This is a genomic window from Bifidobacterium sp. MSTE12, from assembly GCF_000513015.1.
Lineage (GTDB): Bacteria > Actinomycetota > Actinomycetes > Actinomycetales > Bifidobacteriaceae > Bifidobacterium > Bifidobacterium dentium.
In genome coordinates this window covers 1-7139 of the sequence record NZ_AZYA01000045.1, presented here as the reverse complement: position 1 = coordinate 7139, position 7139 = coordinate 1, and the positions used below count along the sequence as shown (strand labels likewise).

Here is a 7139-nt window from a genome sequence, read left to right as displayed (position 1 = left end):
CGTTACGGTAGGGCGGGCCTGACCCGCCCTACCATCATCCAAGTGTTGCGTGATACGTTACCCATATGTATCACGCGACGTTTGGAGGCGGCATGGGCAGCGGATTGGGTCGGAAGTGCGAGCAGGTGCTGGGGCAGGTGGACCGGCATCCGGGCAAGTGGGTGCGGCTGACGGCCGCGGCCGGGAGCGCGTCCGAGGCGTCCGGCCTGCGCAGGGCCGCGCACACACTCGAACGTCGCGGCCTGATCGAACTCAAGAAGCACCACAACGAGAAAGGGACCTGGCTGGTCGCGCGCAGGAAGTCGGACGAGCTGATTCCCGAGGATCTGGCACGTATCCTCGGCCCGGAGCGCGTCAGGACGGCCCTGGACTCCTACGCGTCCTGCTCGCCGACGCAGTGGCGTCGGAGGATCAGCGGATCCTACGATTTTCTCAAAGACGAACTGTGGAAGTGCTTCCTGGCATCAGGGATGACGATCGACGAGGCGAAGGGCCTGATCCTCATGATGGGCGGGAAGATGTGACCGAACTCACGGCTCGCTTCCTCTCCATCTAGGCCTTCGGCACTCGGGTCCATGTCCACCACCATCGGGCGGTGGAGGGCGGTTTGGATTGTGTACACGATCCGTATAACTTGCTACACCTGTTTGCCCGGGCACGTGATGGGGCAAGTGCCTTGGCATATGACCGGGAAGGTGCCCGTATGGGCGCTTAACCATGCCCCCTCCCACGCGGATTTTCCATGCGATCTGTCGCGATATCGGGCGAAAACCCATCTAAACACGTCACACGACCTACGAATGACGCCGTTCTCGGCATCCCCCAACGGGGTGGGTGCAAGACGCGCATGGTTGGCGTTTGGTGATGTTGGGTTTTCTGGTTCGGTCTTCTATGCCGTTGCCTCTCTTGTATCTGTCGATGACCTTCTCTGCTCTGGTGTCGTATTCTGCTGTGCCTGGCTGGTTCTTCTGCTGATGCCTTGGATGACTGCTGGTGGTCTGTTCCGTGCCGTTATTTTGGCGCTTGCGCCCTTTTATATAAATCTTTTATACATCTTTTAGACTCCCGGGAAAGCAGTTGGCAGTAGGGGAACCGGGACATTAAAGGACACAAAAAGGGAACTATTGAGGACACAAAAAGGGAATAAGGGACACAAAATTTATTTATGTTTCTTTTTATGTTACGCTGGACTTATGGCGAATGAAATCGTGAAGTACGACAACCAGTTCAACAACCAGGTGCTGCGCAAGTTCACGCCGCTCGAGATCGACCTGCTTATGACCGTCTGCTCCGGACTGCGCGACCACGGCACGACGGAGGAGAGCTTCCCATTCGATGAGCTGAAGAGGCAGATGAACCTGGAGAAGAACCTCACCAACATCCAGTTCGCCAATCTCCTGGTCAGCATGAACCGCCGCCTTCTGGCATTGAACTTCGAGTTCACAGACGGACGTGGCGCTATTCACCAGTTCGCGCTGTTCTCCGATTTCGTAACAGACCCGTCCTCCCAGACGCTGACCGCTGCGGTCAACGCCAAGTTCTCGTTCCTGCTCAACGACCTGACCAGCGGCTTCACCAGATTCGAGTTGGAACAGTTCACCAGCCTGCGCTCCAGCTATGCCAAGGAGTGTTACCGCCGTCTGAAGCAATACCGTCAGATCGGCGTTTGGAAAGTTAGTTTGGCAGAATTCCGCCGCTTGCTCGATATACCAGATTCATATCGAACTTCACACATAAACAGCAGGGTTATCAAGCCGATTGAGGATGAGCTAGGACCATTGATGAACCTGAAAGTGCATCGCAAGTTCGCAAAGGTGGCCGCCGGACGAGGACGGTCACAGCTGGTAGGTTTCGAGTTTGAGTTCGATCCGGAGAGGGTGCCCGGCGGCAGGGGAGCGCCGCGCGTGGACCTGAGCTGGTCCGTGCGGGAGGACGCGGCCAGGAGATCGCTGGAGTCCGTCACGCCGCGCCTGGTGGAGGTCAGGGGCTGGGGCGAGGTCTGGTGGACCGGGGACTTCGACATGGCGGCCGCGAGAGGGCACCTGGACGGCTCCCTGCCGGCCGAGCGGTGCGTGGCCTGCCGGATGGACGCGCGCAACGTGGCGGGCCATGGAAGCGCGTCCAACAGCCTTGTGGATGTGCCGTTGTTCGACTGATTCCCGCAGGCCGGGCGGAATGGGAAGGCCCGTCCGGGCTTGCGCTCGGACGGGCCGGGGCCGTTCAGCGGCCGTTTCTCATCGCCCAGACGGCCAGGGCCGTGAGGACGACGTCGGCGGCGATGGGATGCACCGCCGGTGCGAGGCAGACGGCGATGACCGCCATCAGCCAGATATGCGAGCCACTGCGCGGCTCCTTGTTCCGGTTGAGCATGACTGCTCTCCTTCGTAACTGGCCGCGCCGCTAAAGCGCGGCTGCGTCACCAGACCGTTGTCTGGCGGTCTCTCTCAACCCGCGCTACTGGGTATTGATCGACAGGAACGATGGTATCGGTTAACATGGAAAGTGCTGGTTGAGGCGCGCTAACATCTCTCCATCTTCAAGGCGGTGCGCAACGACTTCTTTCGGAGGGATGGCCGATGCCGGTGAGCGCTTCCAGTGCGCTCTTCGTAACTGGCTTCGGGCCGGTGTCTGGAAGACACCGGCCCTTTGTGTTCTCTATCTCGATGGGCATAAAGAACGTCTTAGATGATCTATTGAGTTCTAACTACTCTGGGAGTAGCTTTGTAAGAGAAGTATCTTGTAATTCCAATCAAGGAGGATTGATGAAGGATACTTATTTAAATAAAGCAATTACTATTTTCACAGCTTTCCTCGCTCTATCACTTTGCCTTCTTTTTACCGATGCACATGCCTCAGCTAGCGAGGTTGATCCTTCTCAAGCTACATGGGTCAATCCTCAAGTTCTCCGAGGAGAAGAATCTAGCCCACTAACTCCATATGGGTACGAGGTTTTCTATTCACAGCAGAACGCCAGCACATTTTCTGCCAGTAATATTCAGACGCAATGCATCAGCTCGCATATGCACACAACGTGGTATGGCCTATCAGCAAGGCAATGTAAGGCGGCGGATGCAACAGGAGCATCATTCACAATATTCAATGCCGCAACGGGACAAGCAGTAGCAAAGGTTGACCTTAAAAAGGTACCGTTGCCTCCAATTGGGAAAAGCGTTCCATTGGGATGTGTGGTATCGACCGTGGGATTTATTTTGACTATCCCAGGCATGCCAACCAACACTGTAGGCTGGGTATTAAAGGGTGCGAATCTGCTTATTAGTGCAGCAGGAATTAAATTGAGTTGCTAATGAAGCTAATTCTTCTTCTGCAGCTTGCGTGTGCCGTCACGCTGATCGTCATCGGGATTGTCAGCAGTAATGTCGCCATAGTCTTCATAGGCGTCGCGTCCGCTATTCTGTCAATTCTCGATAAATGGTCTAGATACAGAAGAAAGTAGTGTTAGGGAGAACTGCTGACGGAACGATAAGCGCTGCACTTTCCAAAGTGCAGTGCTTATCGCGTTTTAGCGCCTGTAATGGCGGTGCGGATTCTGGGTGTTCCGCGTCGCGTCGGCGGATTGCAGGTTCTCGCCAAGCTTCTCCGTCAACTACTGCGACGACTAGCATCGCAGTAGTTGACCATGAGTCAGGGTGCCGTGCGCCAGCGCTGCTACCGCGCGCCGCAAGGAACGCGAGGCGGAAGCCGAGGAGAAGGCGAAGCACATGGACGGGGAAGTGCCGCTGTTCTGATCACGCATTTGGGAGTAGCAAGCGACGTGATTGGATATCCAATCACTCGATTCGCGGTGCGTTTCGGCTTGCCGGGGAGACCCGTACCCCATGGTCGGCGGGGCCTCCAGACCGCTCACGCGGCAGGTGCCACCACGGTGGCACCGATATAACACCGTGGGAACACGTAAGGGAGCACCCGCGTGCCACCGTGAAGGCACGCGGGTGCTCCCGTCCTGCTTCCGCCGTCAGATCGCGCCGACGAGCTGCCTGCGCACGTACTCGCTGCGGCTGATGTGATAGCGCTTGGCCGTTTCCGTGACCTTCTCGAGCTGGCTCTTGGGCAGCTTGACGGTCATGGAGACCATCTCCTCGTCCGACTGCGGGAGCATGTGCAGCCCGTAGTAGACCGGTCCCACGAGGCCGTCGGGGATGGTCTCGGACTCGGCTATCTCCGCGTTGCGCTCGGCCTGCTCCTCGGTCATGCCGACCATCGCCAGCAGCTGCCTGTCCCGTTCGCTCATGCTCATGACTGCCTCCTCAGCTGGTTCATCTCGTTCAGGAACTTCTTCGTCGGCGGCGTGAACGCGTGGTAGATCACGATGGTTCCGTGGTTCTCCGCGTACAGCACCTCGACGTTCCTGCCACGCCCGTCGAGGCCAACCAGCATCCATGTGCCGTCATCCCTGCGCGCCTCCTGCATGGCGCTCCTGAACGCCGTCAGGACGTCCTCGACGAACAGTTCCGGATGCCGCTCGTGCACGCTGGACGATACGTAGATCTCCACTCCAACACCTCCAAAACAAAGTAACACCAGAATAACACCACAGGCACACCAAAGAAATGCCTTGGTCGCATTCGCCGCGCGAGCGGTCTGGAGGCCCCGCCGACCATGGGGTACGGGTCTCCCCGGCAAGCCGATTCGCACCGCGAATCGAGTGATTGTGGCCACAATCACGTCGCTTGCTACTCCGGAATCTGCGACAAAGATCTCAAACCAGACCGTTCAGCCACGGATGGGCATAGGTATCCTGCCTACAGCTTGACACTCACGGGATTTCAATCCCGTGAGTGTCAAGCTGTAGGCATTCTTTTCTGCCGTCAAAGAACGAGTTATCCCCACAGAAAAAATCAGCACGGACATCGAGTCTCGCAAGCTGCGCAAGCCTACAGTTCATGGCAGAAGACTAAAACCTAGTTTCCGGGATTACCAAGAAGGTAATTATGGTTCGAGAGAACAAAGGGAACGCTGACGTTCCCGTCACACATTCCAAGAAGATGGCCGCTTTAGGACTTGCTCTGGCATTGTGCTTAGGCGGATATGCCTTGGCTCCATCAGCTGCTATGGCATCCGAAACCACACCAAGCGAACAAACGCAGATTGCTGCTATAGGGCAACCCACTTTCCATGCTCAGAGAGTCAACGGAGGCGTTCAAGTCACACTGGAAAACGCCAAATTCGTTTCGAACAGCGATGGAAGCGTCGCAATCACCTCAATGACTGGACAGAAGCTTGATTCACTCTCTACGGAGTTTGAGGGACGCGGAATTTCCTATCAGGTACTTAGCGATTCCAAGCTAATGGCATACGCGATTGTGACTTATAGCGCCGGTAGCTACGCCAACTGCATCGCGCATACTGCACTGGGCGGTGGTGTCACTGGCGCTATCAGCGGTGCCATCGCTGGCGGTGGTATCCTTGGCGCTTCTCTTGGCGCTATCGGTGGAATTGTTGGTGGAATGGTGTGGGGCCTATCGACTGCTGGGGGAGGAAGTAGACATGAAGACATTGCGCGCTCCTTGGTTTCGCACGGGTGTAGCGACACTGGTGTTCGCGATGCTTCTTACTCTCACCGAATTCATAATGTACGGCAGCTCAACTTTGCTCACCGCAAAGGGGATTCTTGGAATAATCATTAAAACAGGGATTTTCCTTGCTGTCGTGATCTGTGCTACCAGGACTGTCGTCAACTGTCCCGCAGAAGCTTCCGGCAAGTCGAAGGAAAATGCTTGCGGCGGGGATAAACCTGCCGCAAGCTGAGGCCGTTAGCCGCTCCTATGGCTGGCCATCGCGTACGCGCCTATGGCGAGTACCATGATGTCGGCTGCGGTGGTGTCCACCTTGGCCGCGAGGGCGATGACAAGCACCGCCATCAGCCAGACCATAGGGCCGTTGCGCGGCCCCTCATCATTCATGCGCATGATCTGCGCCTTTCTGACCAAGCCGCGCCGCGACTGGCGCGGCAACGTCACCCGGTTATTGCCGGGCGGTCGTTCCAGCCCCTGCAAAAGGCTTTCTCGACATGAACGATGGTATCGGCTAACATGGAAGTGCCGGTTGAAGCACTGCAACTTCTTCCCACTTTCAAGGCGGTGCGCAACGACTTCTTCGGGAAGATGGCCAAAACCGGTGTGGTGGTTTCATTCCCATCCCCTGACTAAGCGTCGGGCCGGTGCCCGAAGGCACCGGCCCTTTGCATTCCTAGCGGCTATGCCGGTGGCGTGATTGTCTGATTTCGGGACGGCTGATCGTAGGCGGGTTCTTTCCCCGTCGCTCTCTGTTTTGCCTGTAGATCCATGAGTTATCCACATCTGATCTTTCTTCATCGTCCCTAGTACCTGTATACCTGTATACCTGGGACTCCGACTCAGCCCTACTGCCAGTAAGCCTCAGGGTACATTGCGGTGGCCAAAGTCCCTCATTTGGTGGCCAAAGTCCCTCATTTGGTGGCCAAAGTCCCTCATTTGGTGGCCAAAGTCCACGCAGTTATCCACAGGCGTGGCCAAAGTCCACAAGTTTTCTGCTAAGGTGGTGGCCAAAGTCCACACTGGATTTCGTATGAAAATGCCCTCGCGAGGCTGGCACCTCCGAGGGCGTGGCCCACCACTAAAAGGGAGTGATTGGCGTGACCAATAGTATCGATTCCAAGGAACTTATTCCTCCGTCCGGCGAACCATGGATGTCCCATGTCTTCATCTCCAAGATCGCAGCCCAGGTGAGTCTTCCCTACCGCAAGCCCAAGGATGGTGCGAAGGAAATAGTTCGGCGCAACGGCACTCTGGAAGTGCGCTACGTGTCCGGCGCCGATTCCCTGCCGTATGGCAAGTATCCTCGTCTCTTTGAGATGTGGGCTTGCACGATGATTAAGACCGGTGATCCGTGCTTCGACTCGGAGACGAATACACTGCATCTGGGCACCACTTTCCGTGAATTCCTGCGACTGATCGGCGTGAACGTGGGCGGTAAGAGCCTGCGTACCATCAAGCCGCAGCTGGAACGGCTTTTTTCTTGTTCCTATGTCATTTCCAATAACACCGCCGCTCGTAGTGAAGGTATGGCGTGGACCGTGGCGAAGAAATGGCGGATCGACTGGCTACGGGGTGAGTCCCAGGAACGCGGGTTGTTTGAGAACT

9 protein-coding genes are annotated in these 7139 nt (G+C 56.6%); 5 read left to right on the top strand and 4 right to left on the bottom strand.

Features of this window, described 5'->3' with window-relative positions; all coding sequences use genetic code 11:
* The first annotated feature begins 92 nt into the window (after positions 1–92).
* A complete protein-coding gene (locus tag HMPREF1494_RS10565) occupies positions 93–524 on the top strand; it encodes a hypothetical protein (protein WP_034522846.1) in 432 nt (143 codons plus the stop codon).
* Positions 525–1193: 669 nt separating this feature from the next.
* The gene (locus HMPREF1494_RS10560) at positions 1194–2156 is read left to right on the top strand and encodes a replication initiation protein (protein ID WP_034522844.1); all 963 of its coding nucleotides are present in this window, start codon (positions 1194–1196) and stop codon (positions 2154–2156) included.
* A 64-nt stretch (positions 2157–2220) separates the two neighbouring features.
* On the opposite strand, the gene HMPREF1494_RS11625 is transcribed toward HMPREF1494_RS10560, so the two are convergent.
* Positions 2221–2370 carry a hypothetical protein gene (locus tag HMPREF1494_RS11625; RefSeq protein WP_196336404.1) on the bottom strand — a complete coding sequence of 50 codons (150 nt, stop codon included), beginning with the start codon at positions 2368–2370 and terminating at the stop codon, positions 2221–2223.
* Between the two features lie 392 nt (positions 2371–2762).
* On the opposite strand from HMPREF1494_RS11625, the gene HMPREF1494_RS11540 reads away from it, so the two are divergent.
* Entirely contained in the window at positions 2763–3305 is a 543-nt protein-coding gene (locus HMPREF1494_RS11540) for a hypothetical protein (protein ID WP_155807192.1), read from the top strand.
* 668 nt (positions 3306–3973) lie between these two features.
* Here the strand turns inward: HMPREF1494_RS11540 and HMPREF1494_RS10555 are convergent.
* Together HMPREF1494_RS10555 and HMPREF1494_RS10550 are read right to left on the bottom strand one after the other, a co-directional pair.
* Positions 3974–4255, bottom strand: coding sequence for a CopG family transcriptional regulator (locus tag HMPREF1494_RS10555; RefSeq protein WP_231495417.1), 282 nt, complete (start codon positions 4253–4255; stop codon positions 3974–3976).
* Entirely contained in the window at positions 4252–4512 is a 261-nt protein-coding gene (locus HMPREF1494_RS10550; RefSeq protein WP_051404766.1) for a hypothetical protein, read from the bottom strand. The genes HMPREF1494_RS10555 and HMPREF1494_RS10550 overlap by 4 nt, the downstream gene beginning before the upstream one ends.
* 437 nt (positions 4513–4949) lie before the next feature.
* Here HMPREF1494_RS10550 and HMPREF1494_RS11535 point away from each other — a divergent pair, with 437 nt between their 5' ends.
* Positions 4950–5645, top strand: a complete 696-nt coding sequence (locus tag HMPREF1494_RS11535; RefSeq protein WP_155807190.1) for a hypothetical protein — start codon at positions 4950–4952, stop codon at positions 5643–5645.
* Between the two features lie 126 nt (positions 5646–5771).
* On the opposite strand, the gene HMPREF1494_RS11620 is transcribed toward HMPREF1494_RS11535, so the two are convergent.
* The gene (locus HMPREF1494_RS11620; protein WP_196336403.1) at positions 5772–5927 is read right to left on the bottom strand and encodes a hypothetical protein; all 156 of its coding nucleotides are present in this window, start codon (positions 5925–5927) and stop codon (positions 5772–5774) included.
* 704 nt (positions 5928–6631) lie between these two features.
* Between HMPREF1494_RS11620 and HMPREF1494_RS10540 the strand changes: the two genes are divergently transcribed.
* Positions 6632–7139: replication protein RepA (locus HMPREF1494_RS10540; RefSeq protein WP_269319378.1), on the top strand; the 508-nt coding region annotated here is incomplete at its 3' end.

Bases quoted from the DNA above. Each gene is read 5' to 3' on its own strand.
- HMPREF1494_RS10565 (WP_034522846.1), top strand. From the start codon at position 93: ATGGGCAGCGGATTGGGTCGGAAGTGCGAGCAGGTGCTGGGGCAGGTG.
- HMPREF1494_RS10560 (WP_034522844.1), top strand. From the start codon at position 1,194: ATGGCGAATGAAATCGTGAAGTACGACAACCAGTTCAACAACCAGGTG.
- HMPREF1494_RS11625 (WP_196336404.1), bottom strand. From the start codon at position 2,370: ATGCTCAACCGGAACAAGGAGCCGCGCAGTGGCTCGCATATCTGGCTG.
- HMPREF1494_RS11540 (WP_155807192.1), top strand. From the start codon at position 2,763: ATGAAGGATACTTATTTAAATAAAGCAATTACTATTTTCACAGCTTTC.
- HMPREF1494_RS10555 (WP_231495417.1), bottom strand. From the start codon at position 4,255: ATGAGCATGAGCGAACGGGACAGGCAGCTGCTGGCGATGGTCGGCATG.
- HMPREF1494_RS11535 (WP_155807190.1), top strand. From the start codon at position 4,950: ATGGTTCGAGAGAACAAAGGGAACGCTGACGTTCCCGTCACACATTCC.
- HMPREF1494_RS11620 (WP_196336403.1), bottom strand. From the start codon at position 5,927: ATGCGCATGAATGATGAGGGGCCGCGCAACGGCCCTATGGTCTGGCTG.